Raw genomic sequence first — 22,829 nt, forward strand, 5'->3', positions numbered from 1 at the left:
GCCAAGCATGCTTCGGGACGGGATACGCTGGACGGAGTCGTTCCTCGTCAATCGATTGCTCACGGGCATCTGGGTCCCGATGCTGGTCGCCGTGGTCCTGGCCACGCTCTTGTCGGTCGGGGCCGCGCTGCTGGATCGGTCGACCGCTGCGTGGATGGGGCGGCTGGGCTGGCCGCTCACCTTCGATGCCGAGGCGGCGGCGGGCACCCTGTCCACGATCCTGGCGGTGCAGGTGGCGGTCCTGACGCTCTACTTCTCGATCACGCTCCTGGTCCTGACGCTGGCCGCGCAATCGCTCGGCGCGCGTCTGATCGAGCGATGGATCGCCCGGATCGAGCTGCGCGCCTCGCTCGTGCAATGGGCCGCGCTCGTGTCGTTCACCCTGACCGCACATCTGTTCGCGGCGGACGTCACGCAGCCGGCGCCGCGCCTGACGGTTATCGTGGCACTCGTCTTCACGCTGCTGGCGCTGGGTTGGATGGGCTTCGGATACCACCGGCTGGCGCGGACGGCCCATGTCGACACCTCCATTGCCGATCTGGGCCACGACTTCGCCCGCCGCCGGCAGAGCTGGCCGATCGCGCCACCGCCGCCCCACACCCCGCCCGACCGGGTCATGCGTGCGCCGCGGTCGGGTTACCTCGGTGGATTCGATCGGGCCCACCTGATCGACGCCGCGCGGAAGGCCGGCGGCCGGGTCGCGTTCTGCCTGCCGGATGGCGGCTTCGTGGTGGAAGGCGACCCATTGGCGGCGCTATGGGGGCCGCCCGACCTGGAAGACGCGCTGCGTGAGACGTTCGACCTGGGGGATTACCGCAGCGACCGCCCGATGGGTCCGTTCGGCCTGGCCCTCCTGGTGGAGATCGCAACGAGGGCGCTGTCGCCCGGCATCAACGATCCTTACACCGCCGCGACCTGTGCGGACTGGATCGGCCATGGGTTGTGCCACCGCCTGGAACGCGGTCAGGGCGACGACGGCTGGTTCGCGGACGACGATGGCGTGCCCCGCCTGCTGGTCCCGGAGAGTGGCATCCTGGCCCAGGCCCGGCCGCATCTGACCGTCCTGCACCGCGCTGCTCGGTCCCAGCCCTTCGTTGCCGAACGGCTGGTGGCTGCCTATGCGGCCGCGCGGGCGCGCGTCACGGCGCCTGAGGACCATCGCACCCTGTCGGACCTGATCGCGGAAGTGATGGCCGCCCTGCCCCAAAATGCGACGCCCACGGAACGGATGCGGCTGCACCTGGCCGCCGGAACCGGAACCGCCGCGTTCCCGGACGCAGCGGAATAGCGACCCCCCGGATCCTGTTGCCGCAGCGCGGCGAGGTCGTTACGCAGGCGTCATCCAACGGGGAGACGATGCAGTGGCCGACTTCCAGAAGATCCTGATCGCGAACCGCGGCGAGATCGCGATCCGCGTCATGCGGGCGGCCAACGAGATGGGCAAGCGGACCGTCGCCGTCTTCGCGGAGGAGGACAAGCTCGGCCTGCACCGCTTCAAGGCCGACGAGGCGTATCAGATCGGGCGCGGGCTGGGACCGGTCCAGGCGTATCTGTCGATCGACGAGATCATCCGAGTCGCGAAGGAGAGCGGGGCCGACGCGATCCACCCGGGCTATGGTCTGCTGTCGGAGAACCCGGACTTCGTCGATTCCTGCGCGGCCAACGGGATCACCTTCATCGGTCCCAAGGCGGACACCATGCGGGCGCTCGGCGACAAGGCCAGCGCGCGGCGCGTCGCGATCGAGGCGGGCGTTCCGGTCGTGCCCGCGACGGAGGTGCTGGGCGAGGACATGGATGCGATCCGGGCCGTGGCGGAGGCCATCGGATACCCCCTGATGCTGAAGGCGTCCTGGGGCGGCGGCGGTCGCGGGATGCGACCCATCGCGGGGCCGGACGAGCTGGAGGAGAAGGTGCTGGAGGGGCGCCGTGAAGCGGAGGCCGCCTTCGGCAACGGCGAGGGCTACCTGGAAAGGATGATCACCCGGGCCCGCCACGTGGAGGTGCAGATCCTGGGCGACAGCCACGGCAACATCTATCACCTGTACGAGCGGGACTGCTCGGTCCAGCGGCGCAACCAGAAGGTCGTGGAACGCGCCCCCGCCCCGTACCTGTCCGAAACCCAGCGGGAGCGGATCTGCTCCCTGGGCAAGAAGATCTGCGAGCACGTGCATTACGAGTGCGCGGGCACCGTCGAGTTCCTGATGGATATGGATTCGGGCGAGTTCTACTTCATCGAGGTGAACCCGCGCGTGCAGGTCGAGCACACCGTGACCGAGGAGGTGACGGGCATCGACATCGTCCGCGCCCAGATCCTGATCGCCGAGGGCAAGTCCCTGACGGAGGCCACCGGCGTCGCCACGCAGTACGACGTCCAGTTGGACGGTCACGCGATGCAATGCCGGGTCACCACCGAGGATCCGCAGAACAACTTCATCCCCGATTATGGCCGCATCACGACCTATCGTTCAGCCACCGGCATGGGCATCCGCCTGGACGGGGGGACGGCCTATTCGGGCGCGGTCATCACGCGGTTCTACGACAGCCTGCTGACCAAGGTGACGGCCTGGGCCCGCACGCCGGAGGCCACGATCGCGCGCATGGACCGTGCGTTGCGGGAGTTCCGGATTCGAGGTGTGGCGACGAACATCGACTTCGTCATCAACCTGCTGAAGCATCCAACTTTCCTGTCGAACGAGTATTCGACGCAGTTCATCGACACGACGCCGGACCTGTTCGACTTCAAGGTCCGCCGCGACCGGGCCACGCGGCTGTTGACCTACGTGGCCGACGTCACTGTGAACGGCCATCCAGAAACCGAGGGACGCCCCCGCCCCGCCGCCGACGTGCGTGCGCCCCGCCCCCCCGAGCGGATCGGCGGGAGCGTATCAGACGGAACGCGTCAGATCCTGGACACGCACGGGCCGAAGCGCCTGGCCGAATGGATGCTGGCGCAGGACCGCCTGCTGCTGACCGACACGACGATGCGCGACGGGCATCAGTCGCTGCTCGCCACCCGGATGCGGACGATCGACATGGTCCGCGCGGCGCCTGCCTATGCGACGAACCTGTCCCAACTGTTCAGCGTCGAATGCTGGGGCGGCGCGACCTTCGACGTCGCCTATCGCTTCCTGCAGGAAGATCCATGGCATCGGTTGCGCGCCCTTCGCGCCGCGATGCCGAACCTTCTGACGCAGATGCTGCTCCGTGCGTCCAACGGGGTCGGCTATACGAACTATCCCGACAACGTCGTGGTCAGCTTCGTCCGGCAGGCCGCCGCGTCGGGCGTGGACGTGTTCCGCGTGTTCGACAGCTTGAACTGGGTCGAGAACATGCGCGTGGCGATGGACGCCGTAATCGAGAGCGGGAAGGTCTGCGAAGGGACGGTCTGCTATACCGGCGACCTGATGGACCCGGACCGCGCGAAGTACGACCTGAAGTACTATGTCGGGATGGCCAGGGACCTCGAAGCGGCCGGCGCGCACGTCCTGGGCCTGAAGGACATGGCGGGCCTGTTGAAGCCCGCAGGGGCGCGCGCGCTGATCGGCGCGCTGAAGTCCGAGGTCGGGTTGCCCATTCACTTCCACACCCACGACACCGCGGGCATCGCCTGTGCCACGATCCTGGCCGCCACGGAAGCCGGCGTGGATGCGGCCGACGTGGCCATGGACGCGCTGTCGGGGAACACGTCGCAGGCGACCTTCGGCACGATCCTCGAATCGCTGAAGGGCCAGCCCCGCGATCCGGGCCTGGACATCGGCGCAGTGCGGCGGATGTCCGATTACTGGGAGGCCGTGCGCGCGCAGTACCTGGCCTTCGAAAGCGGGATGCAGGCCCCGTCGTCCGAGGTGTACCTGCACGAGATGCCGGGCGGTCAGTTCACCAATCTGAAGGCCCAGGCCCGCTCGATGGGGTTGGAGGAGCGCTGGCACGAGGTCGCGCAGATGTATGCCGACGTGAACGCCATGTTCGGCGACATCGTGAAGGTCACGCCCTCGTCCAAGGTGGTGGGCGACATGGCCTTGATGATGGTCAGCCAAGGTTTGACGGTCGAGCAAGTGCTGGACCCCGCGACCGACGTGTCGTTCCCCGACAGCGTGGTGGGCATGATGCGGGGCGATCTGGGCCAGCCCCCTGGTGGATGGCCGAAGACGTTGCAGGCGAAGGTCCTGAAGGGCGAGACGCCTTCGACCGAACGGCCCGGCAAGCATCTGGCGCCCGTCGATCTGGACGCCGTCCGTGCGGAGGCCGCCGCGAAGGCCGGGCAGGACATCGACGACGAGGACCTGAACGGATATCTGATGTATCCGAAGGTCTTCCTCGACTATGCCGCACGGCACCAGACCTATGGTCCCGTACGGGCCCTGCCGACGCCGGTCTTCCTGTACGGCATGGATCCGGGAGACGAGATCGAGGCTGAGATCGAGAACGGAAAGACCCTGAACATCCGCTTGCAGGCCGTGGGCGAGACGCACGAGGACGGCGAGGTCCGGGTCTTCTTCGAGTTGAACGGCGCCCCCCGGGTGATCCGGGTGCCCGATCGCAAGGCCGGGGCGACGGCGACCGTCCGGCCCAAGGCGGAGGTCGGGAACACGGACCATGTCGGCGCACCGATGCCCGGCGTCGTCGCCGGGATCGCGGTGGAGGTCGGGCGCCCCGTCAAGCAGGGCGATCTACTGCTGACGATCGAGGCTATGAAGATGGAGACCGGTCTGCACGCGGAACGCGACGCGACGATCGCCGCGATCCACGTCACCACCGGCGCGCAGATCGACGCGAAGGACCTGTTAGTCGAACTGTCGTAATCCAATCGTCCGTGTCAGGTACGGACACGGACGCCCCCGATCGGCGTCATCGTCATCCAGACGGCTACGATGCCCCCCCGGGGTCACCGATAGACCCCGACCCTGCCCCATGCGCATGCGATCCCCAAGGGCGTCGGACCATCGGAAGGACCCCTCCCATGACCTGCCCGCGGCGCGCATTCAGCCGCTTCCTGCGCTGCGAACGCGGTGCCATCACGGTCGAATACGTCGTCCTGGCAGCTGGCGTCACGGCATTGGGATTGGCCGCGTTCGATTCGATCGGCGGCGGCCTGCGCGACTTCAGCAGTGGGGTGTCCACAGAGTTGACCGGCGTCGACGCGACCCGTGGGGCCGACCTGGACGCGCTGGCGGAGGATTTCAGCGACGGCGCCGTGGACTGGACCGGTGCGATCGTGACGGACGTGCCGGGGTTCGGTCGCGTGCTGGGTCCGATCACCGGCTCCGGCGGCGTGGCGTCCGTGGTGCGGCAGTTCACGATGCGGCCCGGTCAGAGGAGGGCCGTCCTCTCCTTCGATCTGATGTCGCTTGATTCGCTCGACGGGGAGGATGCGGTCTTCTACGTCAACGGACGCGAAGTCGGGCGCCTCACGGCCCGGGCCGGGACGGTGACCCTGTCGCCGGGAGCCGTGGCGGGCGTGACGATGTTCGGCGACGTGATCGCGCAGGAACAGCAGTTGGGGGGCTACATGACGGGCGACAAGGGGTGGGAGCGGGACGCCATCACCAGCATCACCCTGACCGTCGACGACCCGGGCGCGGTGATGAGCTTCGGCATCGGATCGACCGCGGACAGCGGCGCGTCGGACGAGAGCTTCGCGCTCGACAACGTCGTCGTGACCGGCGTGGCACGGCCTTGACGTCCGCCGGACGCGCGATTTCCGGCTTGCGCCCGCGCGGCCGCTATCCTATCTGCGCCTCACCGAACGGGGCGGGCGTAGCTCAGGGGTAGAGCATAACCTTGCCAAGGTTAGGGTCGGGCGTTCGAATCGCCTCGCCCGCTCCAATTCGGAAAACGGGCGGCCGCTGGGCCGCCCTTTTCGTTTGCGCCATCGCCGGAGGGTTCGCATGCGCCGCGCGCAGATCACCCGCACCACGAACGAGACCGCGATCACGGTCAATCTGGACCTCGACGGCACCGGCCGGCACGACAACCGGACCGGCATCGGCTTCTTCGATCACATGCTCGATCAGCTCGCGCGCCATGCCTTGCTGGATCTGATGGTGCGCTGCGACGGCGATACCCATATCGACGACCATCACAGCGTCGAGGACGTCGGCATCGCCATCGGTCAGGCGCTGTCCCATGCTGTGGACGACAAGCGGGGCATCCGGCGCTACGGCGAATGCCACCTGCCGATGGACGACGCCCTGGTCCGCGCGGCGCTGGACCTGTCCGGACGGCCCTGGCTGGCCTGGAACGTCGCGATGACGGCGCCCAAGATCGGCACCTTCGACACGGAGTTGGTGCGCGAGTTCTTCCAGGCCCTGTCGACGCATGGCGGCATCACGCTTCACGTCGACGCCCTGCGTGGCGTGAACAGCCACCACATCGCCGAGGCCGCGTTCAAGGCCGTCGCGCGTGCCCTGCGGGACGCGTTGGAGGTCGACCCCCGGCAAGCCGACGCCGTGCCGTCCACGAAGGGCAGCCTGTAGCCGCATGACCACCGTCCTGATCGACTACGAGAGCGGGAACCTCCACTCCGCGCGCAAGGCGTTCGAACGCATGGCGCGCGAGGTCGGCGCGGGCGACGTCGTCGTCACGTCCGACCCCGACGTCGTGCGCCGGGCCGACCGCATCGTCCTGCCCGGCGATGGCGCGTTCCCCGCGTGTCGTCGCGGGTTGGCCGCGTTCGACGGGTTGGAACAGGCGATGGTGGAGGCGGTGGAACGCGATGCGAAGCCGTTCCTGGGCATCTGCGTCGGCATGCAGATGCTGGCCACGCTGGGACGCGAGTACGAAGCCGTCCCCGGCTTTGACTGGGTTCCGGGAACTGTCGACCGCATCGCCCCGTCGGACCCTGCCTTGAAGATCCCGCATATGGGCTGGAACGACCTCGTCGTCGAACGGCCCCATCCGGTGCTGGACGGCGTAGCCACTGGGGATCACGCTTACTTCGTCCATTCCTATGCGATGACGGTCCTCGAACCGTCGCATCGCCTGGCACATGCCGACTATGGCGCCGACGTCACGGCCATCGTGGCGAAGGACACCGTCGTCGGGACGCAGTTCCATCCGGAAAAGAGCCAGCGCACCGGGCTGCGCGTGATCGCGAACTTCCTGCGCTGGCGTCCCTGACGGTCAGTTCAGGCGCGCCCAGGTCTGGCCTCGGCAGAAGACGGCGATGCAGCCTTCGACCTTCAGCATGTTCCCGTTCAGCGTCATCTTCGAATTGTACGTCTTGTCCTGGTCGGGCGCCCAGATTTTGCCATTCCGGTAACCGCCCTGCCCGTCCGGCTGCATGTCCCAGATGATCCGACGACCGACCACGGACGGGTCGCCTGCGCCGTTCAGCCGCGCGATGGTACCACACAGCTTCGATCCGCATTGCGCGATGCGGACGTCGATGGTCGATCCCGTCTCGCCCGGCTGGGACCGCCACATGCCTTCCACCGGATCGGCCGCGAAGGCGGCCCCCGCGGCCAGGCACAGAGCTGCAATGGTCGTGGTGAATGTCGTCTTCATGGTTCGGTTCTCCATCCCTTCGGGCAGGTAAGCGCGCCGCCCCGGGCGGAGGCAAGCGCGACGTCGCGGCGTGGGCTTCCACTTCACGCGCGGACCGTTAAGGGGGCGTTGCCGCCCAAGCCTCGGAGCCTGCCGATGATCCTCTATCCCGCGATCGACCTGAAGGACGGACAAGCCGTCCGCCTCCTCCGGGGCGAGATGGAGGCGGCCACCGTCTTCAACGACGACCCGGGCGCGCAGGCGGCCGCCTTCGCCGACGCGGGTGCCGAGTGGATCCATCTGGTCGATCTGAACGGGGCCTTCGCGGGGCGACCCGTGAACGCCGCCGCGGTGCGATCGATCCTGGCCGCCGTCGCCGTGCCGTTGCAACTGGGCGGCGGCATCCGGTCCATGGACACGGTGGACGCCTGGATCGACGCCGGCATCGCACGCGTCATCCTGGGCACCGCAGCGGTCGAGGATCCCGGTTTCGTCCGCGATGCGGCCCGCGCCCATCCCGGCCGCGTCGCGGTGGGCATCGACGCCCGCGGCGGCAAGGTCGCGACGAAGGGCTGGGCGGAAACGACGGACGTGGATGCGACGGACCTGGCCCGGCGGTTCGAGGATGCCGGCGTCGTGGCCATCGTGTACACCGACATCGACCGCGACGGCGCGATGGGCGGCGTGAATGTCGACGCCACCGCCGCCCTGGGCCGAGCCGTGTCGATCCCCGTGATCGCGTCCGGCGGGATCGCGTCGCTGGACGATCTGCGCGCGCTGAGGGCGACCGGGGCGGTGGCCGGCGCGATCAGCGGGCGCGCGCTCTATGACGGTGCGATCGACCTGGGGGAGGCCCTGACGACGTTGCGGGACTGATCCCGCGGGGCGCCCTAATCGGCCACAGCCGAGTTCGTCAGGTTGTCCAGCGCGCCGTCGATGCGCGCCGCCGCCTCGCCCGACGGGTCGACGTCCAATCCGGCGAACAGGTCGGATGCAGTCTGGTACGTGACGGCGGATGCCGAGCCGTCAGCCTCGTGCACCAGCACCCGCAGAGGAAGGACCAGACCCGCGCGCAGGTCTTCCTGCATGACGGGGGTCCCGACTTGGGGGTCGCCGAAGATCAGAAGCGTCGCACCTGGGATGACCATGCCCGCCCCCTCCGCTGCGGCGGCGTGATCGACGCGGGCGACCACGGTGGCGCCCGCGTCCCCGGCCGCCGCGGCCAAACGGTCCGCCGTAACGTCCACGGTATGCGGCGAGGGTTTGGTCACCACCTCGGCGGCGGCGGGTGTGGCGCCGAGCAGGGCGGCGGCGGCGATGAGCTTCAGCATGGGGTTCTCCGTCGATGATCCGGCAATGGTGCGGCTCCGGCCGGGCGTGTCATCACACGACGGCGTGACGACCGCGACTGGACGTGAAACCGCCGACGGGGCATAGGGCGGCCATGCTGAAGACCCGCATCATCCCCTGCCTCGACGTCGCAGACGGACGCGTCGTGAAGGGGGTCAACTTCGTCGACCTGGTGGATGCGGGCGACCCGGTCGAAAGCGCGCGCGCCTACGACGCGGCAGGCGCGGACGAGCTGTGCTTCCTGGACATCCACGCGACCCACGAGAATCGCGGCACGATGTACGACTTGGCCACCCGCACAGCTGAGGCCTGCTTCATGCCGCTGACCATCGGCGGCGGCGTGCGGTCCGTGGACGACGTGCGCAACCTGCTGCTGGCGGGGGCCGACAAGGTAAGCTTCAACTCCGCCGCCGTCGCGGACCCGGACGTCTTGGCCCGGGCCGCGGACCGGTTCGGCAGCCAGTGCATCGTCTGCGCCATCGACGCGAAGTCCGTGGGCAACGGCCGGTGGGAGGTCTTCACCCATGGTGGCCGCCGTTCGACCGGCATCGACGCGGTCACGTTCGCCCGCACGGTAGAGGCCAAGGGGGCGGGCGAGATCTTGCTGACGTCGATGGACCGTGATGGAACGAAGGCCGGGTTCAACATCCCCCTGACACGCGCCGTATCGGACGCGGTCGGCATCCCCGTGATCGCGTCGGGCGGCGTGGGCGACCTGGATCACCTGGTCGCGGGTGTCGTGGAAGGACGTGCCAGCGCGGTCCTGGCGGCCAGCATCTTCCATTTCGGCACCCACACGATCGGCGAGGCGAAGGCTCATATGCAGCGGGCTGGCGTTCCCATGAGGATGTCATGACACACCCGCTCGATCGGCTGTGGGCCGAAATCGAGAACAGGCGCGGCGCGTCCCCCGATGCCAGCTGGACCGCGCGGTTGCTGTCCCGCGGCCCGGAGAAATGCGCCGAGAAGTTCGGCGAGGAGGCCGTGGAAGCGGTGATCGAGGCGGTCCGGGGCGATCGCGACGCCCTGGTGCGGGAGGCTGCGGACGTCCTGTATCACCTGTGCGTCATGCTGGAATCACGGGGTGCGACGCTGGCCGACGTGGGTGCGGAACTGGATCGCCGCGCCGGCCTGTCGGGGTTGGAGGAAAAGGCAAGCCGCTGACCCGACCCTGCCGCCGTATCGTCCGCTCCCCCGGGGGGGCAAGACGGCGCCACGGACGCGGAACCTTGTCGCCGTCTTGCGTGTTCCCGCAGCGATCAACCTGCAAACCGATCACCCCAGGAACGAACCGGAGGCTACGATGAAGGCCGCAATCACGTCCAGCGTCATCCTACTGGGGAGCGTCGGTCTCGCATTCGCCGATGCCCGGACGCTACGCATCGTCGATGCGCAGGCCGACCCGCGGGTCGAGAACGTGGACGACGTGAACTACGAGGGCTCCGGGTTGACGACCGCCGATGCGGCGGGCGTCGAGGTGGCGGAGACGCCCACGTCCACCGCGGAACTGAGCGACGGCATGCCCGAAGGATCCCCGGTGGAGCAGGCGACGCTGGACGACGGCACGGTCGTGGACAACCGGAAGACCCCCGCCACGGCCCGGGTCGAGAACGGGCGTGTCGAGACGTCCGGTGGAGAAGTCGCCGGTGCGATCGTGGATGCCGAACCGGTACGCGCACCTATCGAGCGCGAAGGCTATGCCCGGTTGGCGGCGGACGACCCTGCCACGGTCGGCGATCTGGTCGGGCTCGACCTGTACGACGCGACCGACGAGCGCGTGGGCGAGGTCGAGGACGTGATGGATGGGGCGAACGGTCCGGTGGCGATCACCGATATCGGTGGTTTTCTCGGCCTGGGCGAGCGTCGGGTGGCCATCCTGGTTCGCGACCTGGACATCCTGCGTGGCGAGGATGAACTCCGCGTCTACGCCGACATGACGGAGGAAGAGTTGGAGGCGCTGCCCGAACTCTGATCCGACCGATACCGACGACGAAGCATGGGGCGGTCCAGTGGGCCGCCCTTTCTCGTTCGTCCTGCCCGGAGATATCGCTCGCAAGAAAAAGGCCCGCGGCAATCAAGACGCGGGCCAAGGTACGGAACGAGGGACAGTGACGAAGCGGAGGTTCCGAACTCGCGCCTCACAGACGTAAGATGAACTCTCCTTAACCGAGTTCGTTCCGTCCCGCCCGAATTTTTTTCGCAATTCCGGTTTCTTACGAACCACTCGCCCGATGCGTGTAGCGATCCGGGGGTGATCGTTAACCTCGACAATGGGTCGCGTACAACGCGACGGCTGCGGCGTTCGACACGTTCAGCGAACCGAACTCCCCGGACGCATCGATCCTCAATAGGTGGTCGCACAGCGATTTGGTTCGATCCCGCAAGCCCGGCCCCTCCGCGCCGAAGGCGAGTGCGAGGGGGACATCCTGCGGTAGATCGGCCAGGGTTGCGTCCGCGGTGCCGTCGAGGCCGACCGTCGCGTATCCCAAACCCCGCAACGCGGTCATCGTGTCGCCGAGATTGCCCACCCGCAGGTAGGGCTGCCGTTCCAGCGCGCCCGACGCGGCCTTCGCCAGGGCCCCCGTTTCGGGCGCGGAATGCCGCGAGGGCGCGATCACCGCGCGGGCTCCGAACACCTCCGCGCTGCGCAGGATGGCGCCGACGTTGTGCGGGTCCGTGACCCGGTCCAGGAGGACGATGCGGGGCGGCGGCCCCGACCCGATGCGGGCGACATCGGGCAGCTTGCCCCAGTCCAGGGGACGGACCTCCAACGCGGCGCCCTGATGGACCGATCCGGGGTCCAGCGGCACCGGGAACCGGCGTGGGTCGGCAACCTCCACCGGCAGCCCATCGGCGGGAACCGCGTCTCCCAACCGGTCCGCCGCGTTCCGCGTCACGACCAAGCGCAGCTTGTCACGCAGGGGGTTGGCCAGGGCATCGCGGACGGCGTGCAGGCCGAACAGCCACACCGTCGCATTCGCGGCCGCACGACGGTCCCGTTCCTTCGCCACGATCCATTTCGGTTTGGACGCCATGCGGGCTTATGGCGTGGGTGCGGCCACGCCACAACTCCGCTTGACCCGGCCCGGACGCCGTCCTAGGTCCGGCCCCGTCGGGCGACGTGCTGCAAGGTGCGGCAGCGGACTGTAACTCCGCCGACGAGAGTCATGCCTGGTTCGATTCCAGGGTCGCCCACCATCATCTCCGCTCAGCCGATCGCCATGCCTGCCAGTGCCGCGGCCACGCCTGCGCCGTGCATGTCGTTGTCGGCCAACGCCCCCTGCACGACGGGCCGGGGCAGGCTGATCTTCACGACGCGGAGGGACGGCAGATCGAAGCGCCGGATCGCCGCCTCGTCCATTCCCAACCTTCGGGCGAAGACCCCGGTGGGGATTGCCGCGACCGCGTCGAACGTGTCGGGTCGGCAGAACAGATCGACCGTCACCCAGAACGGACCCGCGTTCTTCGATCGCAGTCGGGCCAGGTCGGACAGATCAGACATCCGCCACCTCCAGCCGGAAGCCGTCCATGGGGTCGTCGAGGGGCAGGACGTGATGCATCACGAACTCGAAGGACGGGCCGGTCGCCATCTCCGGCGGCGACAGGGGGAACGAGAAGGTCGGCATCGGAACGGACGGATCGACCGAATGATGCAGCAGTAGGGGATTGACCGCGCGTGCGGCCTCGAGCGCGGCATCCTGAGTGCCCGCCCTGACCTTCAGCAGGATGCCGACTTCGTGCGGCGCCGTGGTCGAAGGCTCCGCCGCGCCGAGGACGGCGTCGTGCCCGATGCGGGCGATGGCCATGTCGACCCCCGGCCCCGTCCCCTCCCGGGCGGCGGCCAGCAACGTGTCGCACCATGCATCCAACTCGGCGATCGTGTCCGGGTCGCGGATCAGGACGAGGCTCGCGGCCCCCCACCCCATCGCCCGCGCCCCTTCCAGCTTGACCGCATAGGGTCCAGGCACCCATCGACCGCCGGTCACGCGGACCCGGCGGTCGTCCTGCGCGTCGTATCGTGCCCCCGTCACGTCCAGATGACCGCCCGGTTCGGACAGGACCCAGGGGTCCGCGTTCTCGTAAAGCATGTGGGCCGCGACGCTGTCGGGGGTGGCGCGGGCCTCGGGTAGGCATGGCGTTACGGTGAATGCGTCCGCTTCGAAGTCCAGCAGGATGGGACCGGCCCAGGGATGGGTGCAGCACAGGCTGCCGCATTCCCCGATCTTCGCGCCGTGCCATGCCACCCCGGGATCGGTGCCGCGCCGGATCGGCAGGGCCGCCAGGATGGCGGTGTCGGTGGTCCGCCCGCAGATCACGATGTCGGCCCCCGTTGCCAACGCGGCCTGGACCTGTTCGACCCCAGCCAAGGCGACGATGTTGCTGCAACAGGTTACATCGTCCAACGCCAAAGGCGGTGCGCCGGGCAGCGGCCGCAGATCGTCGAACCGCGCGGCGACCTCCTCTTGCAACCGGTTGCAATGGAGGCGTGTCACGCGCGCCGACAGTCCCGCCTCCGCCAGGATGTCCGCCGTCATGTCGGCCAAGTGGTCGACCATCGCATCGACGCCGCAGGTCCCCGCCGTCCCGATGATCAGCGGGCATCCCGCTTCCGCCCGCGCCCGGACCAGCTCACCCCAATCGGCGCGGATACGGGTATCCGAATATTTCGACACCCCGCGACCCAGATAGGACGGCCCCGAATCCGTCGATCCCCCATCGATCGCGATCAGGTCCGGCCCCGCCGCCACCCCGACGGCGAGCGCGCCGGCGTTCCAGCCCAGCCCCAACGCGCCCGCGGGGACCAGGATCCTAGTCGATTGGCTTGGCATGGTCGGGCACCGGGGGCTTGCGGATGAACCGCCGCAGGAACAGGGGCGCGACGAAGCCCAGGAACGCGGCCAACAGCAAGCCGACGGCGATGGGGGACGACACCAGATAGGTCCAGTCCCCGTCGGAGAGGACCATCGCGTCGCGCAACTGCTTCTCCATCTTGCCGCCCAGCAGGATGCCGAGGATCACGGGCACGGTCGGGACGTCCAGCTTGCGCAGGACGTAGCCCAGCACGCCGAACGCCACGACGAGCAGCAGGTCGAAGTAGCTGCCCGTGAGCGCATAGATCCCCACGAAGCTGACCATCGTGACGCCCGGCATCAGCACCGCGGGCGGGAGGCGGAGGATCCGCACGAAGACCTTCACCATCGGCACGTTCATCGCCAGCAACACGAAGTTCGCAATCAGCAGCGACGCGATCAGTCCCCACACCACGTCCGGACGCTCCGTGAACAGGGTCGGTCCCGGCGTGATGTTCAGGGTGACGAGCACGGCCAGCAGGACGGCCGTCGTCCCCGACCCCGGCACGCCCAGCGTAAGCATCGGAACGAGCGCGCCCCCCGCGGCGGCGTTGTTGCCCACCTCCGGCGCGGCGATGCCCTTCGCGACCCCCGTGCCGAAACCGCCCTTGTCGCCCGCGATGGACTTCTCGGTCATGTAGGTCAGGAACGATCCAAGCGATGCCCCCGCCCCCGGCAGGACGCCGGCGAGGAACCCCAGAACCGAAGACCGGGCCATGGTCCAGCGGGTCGACCAGATCTCGGCCCAGGGGATCGTGACACGCCCGACCACGATGTTCAGGGCGCCCTGCTTGCCGTGCTTCTCGATGAAGAAGAACACCTCCGACACCGCGAACAGGCCCACGATCGCCACGAGGAAGTCCACCCCGTCGTAGAGGTGCAGGTTGCCCCCCGTCAGACGGGCCATGCCGCTGTTGGGGTCCAGGCCCACCATCGCGATCATGATGCCCAGACAGGACGCGAGGGCCGCCTTGGCCTGGTTGTTCGACGCCATCCCGCCCAGGGTGCAGAACGCCAGCAGGTACAGCGCGAAGTATTCCGCCGGCCCGAACTGGTACGCCACGCGCGACAGCGCGGGTGCCAGGATCATCAGGCCGATCGTTGACAGCGTCGCGCCGACGAAGGACGCGACGCCGGATATGACCAGCGCGTCCCCGGGGCGTCCGTTGCGCGCCATCGGGTGTCCGTCCAGGCAGGTCATCATCGCGGGCTCGTCGCCCGGTATGTTCAGGAGGATCGAACTGATCCGCCCCCCGTACATCGCGCCGTAGTAGATCGCCGTCAGCAGGACGAGGGCCGCGACGGCATCCAAGCCCAGCGTGAAGGTGATCGGGATCATGATCGCCACGCCGTTCGACGGACCGAGCCCCGGAAGGGCACCGACGATGGTGCCGATGAAGCACCCGAGGATGGCCAGCATCAGCGTGTATGGCGACAGCGCGATGGAGAAGCCCAACCCCAGGTTGGCGACGATCTCGGCCATTCAGAACCACCCCCGCGGAAAGCCCAGCAGGCTCAGTCCCAGGACGTACCGGAACACGAGGAACAGGCCCGCGGAAAGTCCAACCCCCGTAAGGGCCGCGGCCTTCGGGTTCGGTGCGATCTGCCAGGACAGGACGCCGGCGACGATGGCCGTCGGGATCAGGAAGCCCAGCGGGCGCAGCGCATAGGCATAGCCCACCAGCAGGGCCGTGGCGAGGAGGAGCGCGCCGAACGCGCGACCCGGGGGCCAGTCGGGTTCGCCGTCGGGACGCAGGATCATCATGGCGCCGCAGATGGCCGCCACCGTGCCGACCAGCATCGGAAAGGCCCGCGATCCCATGGGATCGGAGAAGAAGGGCGCCGCGATCTGGGACGCCGCGGCCACGTAGCCCAGCGAACCGACGACCACGACCGCGCCGAAGATGCGGTCGCTCACACGCATGGAAACCTCCGATGCGGTCTGGGACGGGAAGTGCGACCGGGGCGCCACCGCATCACGGGGCGCCCCGGCCGGGCGCGCGCCCTACTGGATGACGCCGATCTCCTGCGACAGGGTGCGGACGTCCGCGATGTTCCCGTCGATGAACGACTGGAAGTCGTCGCCCGTCACCAGGAACGGGGCCAGGCCGTTGGCCTCCATCGCGGCCTTCCACTCGTCCGATTCACCGACGGCCCGCAGCTTGTCGGCCCATTCCTGGAACCGTTCGTCGCTGATGTCCTTGGGCACGTACAGCCCGCGCCAGTTCACGGCGACCACGTCGTACCCCTGCTCCCGCGCGGTGGGAATGTCCTCGAAGCCCGGGACCCGCTCCTCCGTCAGGACGGCGAGGACCCGAACGTCGCCGGATTCGATGAAGCCCACGACCTCGGACATGTCGCCGGTCATGCCTTGCGTGAACCCGCCCACCGTCTGGGTGATCGCGTCCGCCCCGCCATCGACGCCGATGTAGCGGATGGCGCGGATGTCCTCGACGCCCGCTTCCTGCGCGAGTTGAAGCACCTTGAGATGATCGAAGCCGCCCGCGGCCGATCCGCCGGCGAAGCTGACCGACCCGGGATCCGCGGCCATGGCGTCCAGCATCTCGTTCAGCGACTGGAACTCGGAATCGGCACCCACGACGATCACGCCCGGATCCGCGCCGATGGCACCCACGAAGCGCACCTGATCGGCCGTCGCACCGCCGAACGCATCCTGCGCCAGACGCGTCGCCGTGGCCTGGGACGCCGCGACGATCAGGTCGGCATCGTCCGTCCGCTCGTTCGCAACGGACTGATAGGCCAGGCCGCCGCCGCCGCCCGCCATGTTCGTGACCTGCACCGGTTGGTCGACCTGACCTATGTCGTACAGGATCTTGCCGATCTGCCGGCAGGTGAAGTCCCAGCCGCCCCCGGGGTTCGCCGGTGCGATGCATTCGGTCGCGGCGCTCGCCGTTCCAGCCGTGAAGATGACAGCCCCTGCGAACAGGGCCTTCAGTCGAAGCGTCATGATGTTCCTCCCTCCAGCCGGGCGATTCCTCCCGCCGACCGTGGGATGGACGATAGACGCGCGACCGGGCCGTATTCAAGCGTGGCGAAGTCCGCGTCGCTCAGGTCTCGGCGTCCGCGGGCTTGCTCGGGTTGAGCGGGGCCTCGGGCACGAACCCTTCCGCGTCGCCCAGGAACAACCCGACCTTGCGGAAGCGCGGGATGCCGTCGCAGATCACCTTCACGACGATCAGGACGGGCACCGCGACCACCATCCCCATGATCGACCAGATCCAGGCGAAGAACGCGACCGTCAGGAACACCATGGTAATGTTCAACCGCAGGCGCTGACCGACCAGGGTGGGTGTGACGAACTGCCCTTCGAACGCCGTCAGCGCATAGTACGTGCCGGCTACCCCGAGGCCGATCCAGAAATCCGCGAACGTGACGAAGCCGGTGAACCCCGCCACCGCGGCCCCGACGACCGCGCCGACGAACGGCACGAAGTTGAGCAGCGTCGCCATGATGCCGTAGAGCCATGGCGACGGGATCCCCCACCACCACATCGCCAACCCGATCGCCACGCCCAAGCCGGCATTGATCAGCGTGATCGAGCCCAGGTAATTGCCGAGCCCCCGTTCGATGGTGCGGACAGCGCGGACCGTGGTGCGCTTGTCCTCGAACCGATCGGCGATCTGGACGGCCTTCTGGATGAACAGGTCCCCGCTGGCGACCAGGAAGAACAGCAGGCAGACGGCGAACACGATCTGCGAGACCAGACCCGGTGCGTTGGCGAAGATCGACGACGCGATCCCGCCCTGGCTGACCACCTCGACCTGCACGGGTTCCTCGGCCCCGGCGGCGACGACCGCCTCCTCCGTCGCCTCGGCGGCGCGCGAGAACGCCTCCAGCGGACCGCCGGGGCCGGTCAGCATCGCCATCGTGTCGTCCAGCAGGGACGGCAGGTCGGTGACGAACTCCGTGATCGGTTCCGCGAGGGCCATGCCCCCCAGCACGAGGACGGCTGCGATGGCGCCGGTGAACAGGGCGGCCGCGGCCGGGGCTGGCACTCCGATCTTCTCCAGCCCGCGACGCGGCGCGTTCAGGATGAAGTATCCCAGCACCGCCGCGGTGACGGGCAACAGGAACCCGGACGCGAAGATCAGGCTGTGGATCAGCAGGATGATGAAGATGCCGGTGACCGGCGTGGCGAGGGGGTGGCGTTCGCGTGCCGACGCCTCCCTCCGGAAGCGCGAGTCGAACTCCGCCCGCGCCTCCCCGGTAGCCGCCGGCCGCGCCGGTGCGGCGGGTGGCTCGGCCTCAGCGCGCTTCGCCAAGCGTATCGGCCTTGACCGCATTGCGGTGCCCCATCGGTTCACGATGCCCCACGGTCGTGTCGCGCGCCGTCTGCGCCTCGATCTCCGAGTTCATCTCGGCCCCCATCAGGATCACGTAGGCCGAAATCCACATCCACATCAGCATGACGACGACACCGCCCAGGGAGCCGAACGTCTCGTTGTAGGAGGCGAAGTTCGCGACGTAGAACGAGAACCCGACCGATGCGATCAGCCAAAGGACGGCCGCCGCCAGCGTTCCGGGCGCGAGCCATCGCCACCGCGCCGCGTCCCGGTCGGGTGCGAAGCGATAAAGGATCGCGATGCCGAACAGTATGAGCAGGGCAAGCGGTAAGTAGGCGAGCACCTGGATCAGCGTCTCCATCATCGGTGCGAACGCGAGGAACGACAAAGCGATGGGGAGCACGATGATCAGGCCGGCAGCCGCCACGACACCGACGATCATGCACAGCGTGAGCGCGAGGGTCGTCAGTTTGAGGCGCACGAAACCACGCGTCTCCTCCTCGTCGTAGGCGAGGTTGATGCCCTCGATCAAGCTGCCAACTCCTGCGGAAGCGGACCAGAGCGCGATGCCCACGCCGAGGATCAAGGCGAACGTCAGGCGTCCGTCCTGCGACCCCGCAACCGCCTCCGCCTGGCCAAGCAGGATCTCCGCCATCTGGGCCGGCACGACCGCGGCAGCACCGTCGAGGATCGCGACAAGTTCCTGCGGTTCGTAGAGCAATCCGGCGATGGACATCATCGCCGTGATCGCCGGGAAGATCGCGAGGAGGCCATAGAATGCGACCCCGGCAGCGACGAGGCTGACATGGTCCTTCGATATCTCGTCCTTCACGCGCAGAAGGATGTCCTTCCAACCGGTCGCGGGGATGTTCGTCGGCGACGTCGCCTCGCGTCCTCGCCCCGATTGCGCCCGCGTCGCGCGATGCCGCGGCGGGGTGTGACTGATATCGGTCATTGATGCGGCGCTCCGATTGCGGTGTGACGATGGAACGCACGACGGGGCCGCTCGTTCCGCGGCGGTACCGTCAGGCCGCCACGTCGTCCCGATCCGGCGGCGCGGGAGAACCGCCGAGGTGGTCTCGCAGCAGGGCTACGTTGCGCCGGTTCGCCTTCCATCCGACATCGAACAAGTCGCCGACGATGGGGATCGTGCCGACGATCCAGTCGATCCCAACATTGGCCGCCATCCTCGCCTTGACGTGGCTTGGTGCTCCGAGGCGATGGGCTTCAAGCAGGATGTAGCCGGACGGTCCGAGGGCCGCGACATCCCCGATCCCGGGAACGAGACCCAGCAGCGCGTCCCAGCCGAACCGGATGTTCGTCCCGGGCACGCGATAGCGACTGTCGAGGTTGTCGGCGAGACGATCCAGTCTCGCCAGGCGTGCTGCGACTTCGGCCGGGGGGTGTCGGTTCGCTTGCATCGTTGGCCTCCACGTTGGGGACGCTGAAGGAACGCCCGAGTACGGCTCCGCGGTTCCGCGTGTCCGCCGCCATCGCCCCATCGAGCCCGGGTGGGGGTTCGCGCAACCCCGCGGTTCGGTGATGTCCCACCCGCATTCGCACGAGCACGCATTTGCAGATCCGACCCGGAAATGACGAGGAACGCCAGATGCGTCGCAACAGCGCCACGATGTGCCGTCAATTCGCGCAGTTCTGTAAACGATGCAAATCTGCAACCACCCATGGATAGATCGCGTTCGGGCGCACGGATAGCCATTGGCCGGCACGACCGGCTGTCCGGTGTTCTTGTCGCGATTGCGGCGCCGGCGATGTGACGTGGACGTCATGAAACGGTGGAGCAGATAATCGCCTATTCATGGTCTGGTTACCCATCGCTGATTTGCATTCCGTATCCGCTCGGACCAAACGACGGGCAAAGTCCGGTTAACGGACCTCTAGGCAAGGGACAGCGATATGAGCGCAGCGAACGGCATTCGCGCCAACTGGGGCGGCGTGCGACAGGCGAACTCCGATACCATCTCCGGTCTCATCGAGTTGGATCCCCGCATCCTGACGGAGGCGTGGCTCGATCGGTTCGTGGACTCGCATGCCGGACACGATCACGGGCATGGACATGGGCACGGTGCCCCCCATCCCGAGGGATGCGGGTGCGGCGACTGTTGCAGTAAAGCGCAGGCCAAGAACGACAACGCGACCGCCGACGACTTCGACTTCCGCGGTGCGATCGACTCCTATGACACGTGGCAGGACCGCCCCGGCCTCGGCAGCGTGTCGGTGTCGGGCAACGGGTCGACCTTGACGATGTCGGGCAACGCCTGGAAGTCGATCGACTTGAAGGGCGGCGCGACCGTGATCGAGAAGGGCATGGTCCTGCGCGGGACGGTCGAGGTTCCCAAGGACGGCATCGCCGAGGTCGTGGGCATCGGCTTCGACATCGACGGCGATTTCGACAACGGAAACGACTTCTTCGTCCAGCTTGGTGGGCGCGAACATATCGATTTCTTCGAGCAATACGACGGGAAGGCCGTCAAGGCGGGCAAGACGGTCGACTTTGAGATCGACCTCGACGCCTATGCCGGCCAGACCGTGTCCCAACTGGTGATTGTGAACGACGACGACAGCCTGTTCGCCGCAGGCTATACTTCGATCTGGTCCGATCTGAGCCTGGATGGCACGGCGGTCGCGAATGGGTCGCCCTCGGGCTATGCCCCCCCCGCGGCCGGGACGCAGACCTTCGTCTTCGAGGACACCGGGACCTCCTATGGCGACGGACAGGACTTCGACGGGAACGCCAAGCGGATCGACTCGAACACGATGCGCCTACGGGACAACACATGGCGTGACTTCACGTTCGAGGACGGCCCCCTCGTGATTCAGGACGGCATGACCTTGCAGGCCACCGTAACCATCGCGAAGGGCGCGTTGGGCGAGATCCATGGGATCGGATTGGACAACGACCGCGACCACGACAACAAGGGCGGCATCGTCTGGCAGGTCGCGGGAACGCAGACGTCCTATGGCGATCAGAGCTATGCGCGCAGCCTGTCGGACGGCGACACGAAGGTCGTGACGATCGACCTGTCCGGCCTGGCGGGGCAGTCCTTCTCGCGACTGGTGCTGGTCAACGACGACGACACCGGCGGAACGATGGAAACGACGTGGTCCGATATCCGGATCGGGAACGGCACCCCCGCTCCCCAGCCTGTCACCAACGACCCTGCCCCCACACCTACGTCAAATTCCGCACCGGTGACGGCACCCGTCGATGGCGGTTCGGTGTCGGAGAAGGCGTCGAGCGCGTCCGTGAACCTCCTGAGCAAGGCGAAGGACGCGGACGGCGACGCCCTGTCGGTCGTGAACCTGTCGGTCGTCGATTCCTCCGGCGAGGACGTCGCGTTCACGCTGAAGAACGGCGTCGCGACGATCGACCCGGGCGATTTCGCCAACCTTCTCTTCGACGGCGATACCGAGACGCTGACCTTCGATTACGACGTCGTGGATGGCAAAGGGGGTTCGGTCGGCGGCTCCGCCACCCTCGACATCGAAGGCAAGGGGAATGCCTTCGTGGCGGGTGCTCCGAACGGCTACAATCTGGAGGTCGTGTTCAACGGTACGTGGGACTCCTCACTGCGCGACGCGTTCATCGACGCGGCGAACGCCGTGACGTCGTTGATCATCGGCGATCTGCCGGACGCCAAGGTGAACGGCAACACGATCGACGACATGCGCGTCGAGGCGACCTTGGAGGCGATCGACGGTCGGGGTGGCACGATCGGCAGCGCGGGTCCCCGTTACGTCCGGTCCGACGATTATCTCTCGGTCATGGGACAGATGAGGTTCGACACGGCCGACGCCCAGTCCATGTTGAGCCGCGGCATCTGGGAGGACGTGATCTTCCACGAGATGATGCACACCGTCGGCTTCGGGACCCTGTGGGAGCTGATGGGGCTGGTAAAAGACTTCGACGGCGACCTGCGGTTCACGGGCAAGGACGCGACGAAGGCGTACAAGGACGGCTTCCCGGACATCGCCAAGAACGACCCGCTGGCGAAGTACGGGGTTCCGGTCGAAACGGACGGTGGTAGCGGAACGGCGGGCGGACATTGGGACGACCGCACCTTCGGGAACGAGATCATGACCGGATACGTCAACGGTTCCAATACGCTGTCCGACATGACGATCGCGGCGTTGCAGGACATGGGCTACGATACGATTTACGGCTGACCCATCGGTTAATGGCTATTAACATGTTCGATCGAACGAGGGGGCTCCGCGATGCGGAGCCCCTTTTTTCGATCCGGAGAAAGTTAATTTCCCGGTCCGGCCGTTAACGTTTCAGGCGATATCCCGCCGGTGGTGTCACGCAATTACGTGACTTGCGCGGCATCATTTCGCGACCCTGCGCTCCACCGCGCAGCGGCGATCCCGGTCGGGATCGTTGCGCCGGTATCAATCGATTTCAGATTGGCGGTGCCCCCAGAGAGACTCGAACTCCCGACCCTCTGATTACAAATCAGATGCTCTACCAGCTGAGCTATAGGGGCGCCGCGACATTCATAGCCGTCCGCAGCCGCCCGGGCAACGGGTCAGCGCATGCCCAGCGCTTCGCGGTACAGGTCCATCACGGCTTCCTCCTCGGCGATGTCGTTCGGCTCCCGGCGGCGCAGGGCGACGACCTTGCGCATGACGCGGGTGTCGTAGCCTCGGCCCTTCGCCTCCGCGAACACCTCCTTAATCGCGTCGGCGATATCGCGCTTCTCCTCCTCCAGCCGTTCGATCCGCTCGACGAATTGCTTCAGCTCCTCCGCGGCCACGCCGCCTGCGCCACCCTCGATCACGTCGTCCATTCCCGTCCCCTTGCCTGCGGTTGCCCGGCGGG

Annotated in this window: 22 protein-coding genes and 3 tRNA genes; 12 read left to right on the top strand and 13 right to left on the bottom strand. The window is 67.6% G+C overall.

The window, feature by feature from the left end; genetic code table 11:
* Positions 1-7: 7 nt before the first annotated feature.
* From P0084_RS10170 to hisH, 6 genes are all read left to right on the top strand, one after another.
* Positions 8-1,288 (top strand): DUF2254 family protein, encoded by a 1,281-nt coding sequence (locus P0084_RS10170; protein WP_308916737.1) that lies wholly within the window; start codon positions 8-10, stop codon positions 1,286-1,288.
* A 73-nt stretch (positions 1,289-1,361) separates the two neighbouring features.
* A complete protein-coding gene (pyc, locus tag P0084_RS10175) occupies positions 1,362-4,802 on the top strand; it encodes a pyruvate carboxylase (RefSeq protein ID WP_308916738.1) in 3,441 nt (1,146 codons plus the stop codon).
* Between the two features lie 158 nt (positions 4,803-4,960).
* Positions 4,961-5,680, top strand: a complete 720-nt coding sequence (locus tag P0084_RS10180) for a Flp family type IVb pilin (RefSeq protein ID WP_308916739.1) — start codon at positions 4,961-4,963, stop codon at positions 5,678-5,680.
* 71 nt (positions 5,681-5,751) lie between these two features.
* Positions 5,752-5,826, top strand: a tRNA-Gly gene (locus tag P0084_RS10185).
* Between the two features lie 62 nt (positions 5,827-5,888).
* Positions 5,889-6,476 (top strand): imidazoleglycerol-phosphate dehydratase HisB, encoded by a 588-nt coding sequence (hisB, locus tag P0084_RS10190; RefSeq protein WP_308916740.1) that lies wholly within the window; start codon positions 5,889-5,891, stop codon positions 6,474-6,476.
* A 4-nt stretch (positions 6,477-6,480) separates the two neighbouring features.
* Positions 6,481-7,119 (top strand): imidazole glycerol phosphate synthase subunit HisH, encoded by a 639-nt coding sequence (hisH, locus tag P0084_RS10195; RefSeq protein ID WP_308916741.1) that lies wholly within the window; start codon positions 6,481-6,483, stop codon positions 7,117-7,119.
* A gap of 3 nt (positions 7,120-7,122) precedes the next feature.
* Here the strand turns inward: hisH and P0084_RS10200 are convergent, their stop codons facing one another.
* The gene (locus P0084_RS10200; protein ID WP_308916742.1) at positions 7,123-7,506 is read right to left on the bottom strand and encodes a DUF2147 domain-containing protein; all 384 of its coding nucleotides are present in this window, start codon (positions 7,504-7,506) and stop codon (positions 7,123-7,125) included.
* A 135-nt stretch (positions 7,507-7,641) separates the two neighbouring features.
* Between P0084_RS10200 and hisA the strand changes: the two genes are divergently transcribed.
* Positions 7,642-8,361, top strand: a complete 720-nt coding sequence (gene hisA, locus P0084_RS10205; protein ID WP_308916743.1) for a 1-(5-phosphoribosyl)-5-[(5-phosphoribosylamino)methylideneamino]imidazole-4-carboxamide isomerase — start codon at positions 7,642-7,644, stop codon at positions 8,359-8,361.
* Between the two features lie 14 nt (positions 8,362-8,375).
* Here the strand turns inward: hisA and P0084_RS10210 are convergent, their stop codons facing one another.
* On the bottom strand, positions 8,376-8,816 hold the full coding sequence (locus tag P0084_RS10210) for a DUF302 domain-containing protein (protein WP_308916744.1): 441 nt from the start codon (positions 8,814-8,816) through the stop codon (positions 8,376-8,378).
* 113 nt (positions 8,817-8,929) lie between these two features.
* Here P0084_RS10210 and hisF point away from each other — a divergent pair, with 113 nt between their 5' ends.
* The 3 genes from hisF (at position 8,930) to P0084_RS10225 (ending at position 10,807) form a co-directional block, all read left to right on the top strand.
* The gene (hisF, locus tag P0084_RS10215; protein WP_308916745.1) at positions 8,930-9,691 is read left to right on the top strand and encodes an imidazole glycerol phosphate synthase subunit HisF; all 762 of its coding nucleotides are present in this window, start codon (positions 8,930-8,932) and stop codon (positions 9,689-9,691) included.
* Positions 9,688-9,999: a phosphoribosyl-ATP diphosphatase gene (locus P0084_RS10220; protein WP_308916746.1), complete on the top strand. Its 312-nt coding sequence runs from the start codon at positions 9,688-9,690 to the stop codon at positions 9,997-9,999. Before hisF ends, P0084_RS10220 begins: the two co-directional genes overlap by 4 nt.
* 139 nt (positions 10,000-10,138) lie before the next feature.
* Positions 10,139-10,807, top strand: a complete 669-nt coding sequence (locus P0084_RS10225; RefSeq protein WP_308916747.1) for a PRC-barrel domain-containing protein — start codon at positions 10,139-10,141, stop codon at positions 10,805-10,807.
* A gap of 286 nt (positions 10,808-11,093) precedes the next feature.
* Here the strand turns inward: P0084_RS10225 and P0084_RS10230 are convergent, their stop codons facing one another.
* On the bottom strand, positions 11,094-11,870 hold the full coding sequence (locus tag P0084_RS10230) for a TrmH family RNA methyltransferase (RefSeq protein ID WP_308916748.1): 777 nt from the start codon (positions 11,868-11,870) through the stop codon (positions 11,094-11,096).
* Between the two features lie 79 nt (positions 11,871-11,949).
* Between P0084_RS10230 and P0084_RS10235 the strand changes: the two genes are divergently transcribed.
* Positions 11,950-12,033 (top strand) — tRNA-Tyr (locus P0084_RS10235).
* 10 nt (positions 12,034-12,043) lie between these two features.
* Here the strand turns inward: P0084_RS10235 and P0084_RS10240 are convergent.
* The 8 genes from P0084_RS10240 to P0084_RS10275 all read right to left on the bottom strand — a co-directional run bounded on the left by P0084_RS10240 (position 12,044) and on the right by P0084_RS10275 (position 19,410).
* Positions 12,044-12,337 (bottom strand): DUF4387 family protein, encoded by a 294-nt coding sequence (locus P0084_RS10240; RefSeq protein WP_308916749.1) that lies wholly within the window; start codon positions 12,335-12,337, stop codon positions 12,044-12,046.
* Complete coding sequence (locus P0084_RS10245) at positions 12,330-13,664, bottom strand: acyclic terpene utilization AtuA family protein (RefSeq protein WP_308916750.1); 1,335 nt, start codon at positions 13,662-13,664, stop codon at positions 12,330-12,332. Before P0084_RS10245 ends, P0084_RS10240 begins: the two co-directional genes overlap by 8 nt.
* A complete protein-coding gene (locus tag P0084_RS10250; RefSeq protein ID WP_308916751.1) occupies positions 13,645-15,168 on the bottom strand; it encodes a tripartite tricarboxylate transporter permease in 1,524 nt (507 codons plus the stop codon). The genes P0084_RS10245 and P0084_RS10250 overlap by 20 nt, the downstream gene beginning before the upstream one ends.
* The gene (locus P0084_RS10255) at positions 15,169-15,609 is read right to left on the bottom strand and encodes a tripartite tricarboxylate transporter TctB family protein (protein WP_308916752.1); all 441 of its coding nucleotides are present in this window, start codon (positions 15,607-15,609) and stop codon (positions 15,169-15,171) included.
* Between the two features lie 81 nt (positions 15,610-15,690).
* Positions 15,691-16,653, bottom strand: a complete 963-nt coding sequence (locus P0084_RS10260; protein WP_308916753.1) for a Bug family tripartite tricarboxylate transporter substrate binding protein — start codon at positions 16,651-16,653, stop codon at positions 15,691-15,693.
* Between the two features lie 100 nt (positions 16,654-16,753).
* Positions 16,754-17,968, bottom strand: a complete 1,215-nt coding sequence (locus P0084_RS10265) for an AI-2E family transporter (RefSeq protein ID WP_308916754.1) — start codon at positions 17,966-17,968, stop codon at positions 16,754-16,756.
* Positions 17,952-18,944, bottom strand: a complete 993-nt coding sequence (locus tag P0084_RS10270; protein WP_308916755.1) for a YihY/virulence factor BrkB family protein — start codon at positions 18,942-18,944, stop codon at positions 17,952-17,954. Before P0084_RS10270 ends, P0084_RS10265 begins: the two co-directional genes overlap by 17 nt.
* 70 nt (positions 18,945-19,014) lie before the next feature.
* Positions 19,015-19,410 (bottom strand): DUF4112 domain-containing protein, encoded by a 396-nt coding sequence (locus tag P0084_RS10275; protein WP_308916756.1) that lies wholly within the window; start codon positions 19,408-19,410, stop codon positions 19,015-19,017.
* A gap of 493 nt (positions 19,411-19,903) precedes the next feature.
* On the opposite strand from P0084_RS10275, the gene P0084_RS10280 reads away from it, so the two are divergent.
* On the top strand, positions 19,904-22,174 hold the full coding sequence (locus P0084_RS10280) for a leishmanolysin-related zinc metalloendopeptidase (protein WP_308916757.1): 2,271 nt from the start codon (positions 19,904-19,906) through the stop codon (positions 22,172-22,174).
* Positions 22,175-22,421: 247 nt separating this feature from the next.
* Here P0084_RS10280 and P0084_RS10285 read toward each other — a convergent pair.
* A tRNA-Thr gene (locus P0084_RS10285) sits at positions 22,422-22,494 on the bottom strand.
* A 42-nt stretch (positions 22,495-22,536) separates the two neighbouring features.
* Positions 22,537-22,797: a DUF2312 domain-containing protein gene (locus P0084_RS10290; RefSeq protein WP_308916758.1), complete on the bottom strand. Its 261-nt coding sequence runs from the start codon at positions 22,795-22,797 to the stop codon at positions 22,537-22,539.
* Between the last annotated feature and the right edge of the window lie 32 nt (positions 22,798-22,829).

The sequence above is a fragment of the Jannaschia maritima genome (genome assembly GCF_030973515.1).
Lineage (GTDB): Bacteria > Pseudomonadota > Alphaproteobacteria > Rhodobacterales > Rhodobacteraceae > Jannaschia > Jannaschia maritima.

What these genes read in the sequence shown, in the direction of transcription:
- P0084_RS10170 (WP_308916737.1), top strand. Translation starts at nt 8, where the DNA reads ATGCTTCGGGACGGGATACGCTGGACGGAGTCGTTCCTCGTCAATCGA.
- P0084_RS10180 (WP_308916739.1), top strand. Translation starts at nt 4,961, where the DNA reads ATGACCTGCCCGCGGCGCGCATTCAGCCGCTTCCTGCGCTGCGAACGC.
- hisB (WP_308916740.1), top strand. Translation starts at nt 5,889, where the DNA reads ATGCGCCGCGCGCAGATCACCCGCACCACGAACGAGACCGCGATCACG.
- hisH (WP_308916741.1), top strand. Translation starts at nt 6,481, where the DNA reads ATGACCACCGTCCTGATCGACTACGAGAGCGGGAACCTCCACTCCGCG.
- P0084_RS10200 (WP_308916742.1), bottom strand. Translation starts at nt 7,506, where the DNA reads ATGAAGACGACATTCACCACGACCATTGCAGCTCTGTGCCTGGCCGCG.
- hisA (WP_308916743.1), top strand. Translation starts at nt 7,642, where the DNA reads ATGATCCTCTATCCCGCGATCGACCTGAAGGACGGACAAGCCGTCCGC.
- P0084_RS10210 (WP_308916744.1), bottom strand. Translation starts at nt 8,816, where the DNA reads ATGCTGAAGCTCATCGCCGCCGCCGCCCTGCTCGGCGCCACACCCGCC.
- hisF (WP_308916745.1), top strand. Translation starts at nt 8,930, where the DNA reads ATGCTGAAGACCCGCATCATCCCCTGCCTCGACGTCGCAGACGGACGC.
- P0084_RS10220 (WP_308916746.1), top strand. Translation starts at nt 9,688, where the DNA reads ATGACACACCCGCTCGATCGGCTGTGGGCCGAAATCGAGAACAGGCGC.
- P0084_RS10225 (WP_308916747.1), top strand. Translation starts at nt 10,139, where the DNA reads ATGAAGGCCGCAATCACGTCCAGCGTCATCCTACTGGGGAGCGTCGGT.
- P0084_RS10230 (WP_308916748.1), bottom strand. Translation starts at nt 11,870, where the DNA reads ATGGCGTCCAAACCGAAATGGATCGTGGCGAAGGAACGGGACCGTCGT.
- P0084_RS10240 (WP_308916749.1), bottom strand. Translation starts at nt 12,337, where the DNA reads ATGTCTGATCTGTCCGACCTGGCCCGACTGCGATCGAAGAACGCGGGT.
- P0084_RS10245 (WP_308916750.1), bottom strand. Translation starts at nt 13,664, where the DNA reads ATGCCAAGCCAATCGACTAGGATCCTGGTCCCCGCGGGCGCGTTGGGG.
- P0084_RS10250 (WP_308916751.1), bottom strand. Translation starts at nt 15,168, where the DNA reads ATGGCCGAGATCGTCGCCAACCTGGGGTTGGGCTTCTCCATCGCGCTG.
- P0084_RS10255 (WP_308916752.1), bottom strand. Translation starts at nt 15,609, where the DNA reads ATGCGTGTGAGCGACCGCATCTTCGGCGCGGTCGTGGTCGTCGGTTCG.
- P0084_RS10260 (WP_308916753.1), bottom strand. Translation starts at nt 16,653, where the DNA reads ATGACGCTTCGACTGAAGGCCCTGTTCGCAGGGGCTGTCATCTTCACG.
- P0084_RS10270 (WP_308916755.1), bottom strand. Translation starts at nt 18,944, where the DNA reads ATGACCGATATCAGTCACACCCCGCCGCGGCATCGCGCGACGCGGGCG.
- P0084_RS10275 (WP_308916756.1), bottom strand. Translation starts at nt 19,410, where the DNA reads ATGCAAGCGAACCGACACCCCCCGGCCGAAGTCGCAGCACGCCTGGCG.
- P0084_RS10280 (WP_308916757.1), top strand. Translation starts at nt 19,904, where the DNA reads ATGAGCGCAGCGAACGGCATTCGCGCCAACTGGGGCGGCGTGCGACAG.
- P0084_RS10290 (WP_308916758.1), bottom strand. Translation starts at nt 22,797, where the DNA reads ATGGACGACGTGATCGAGGGTGGCGCAGGCGGCGTGGCCGCGGAGGAG.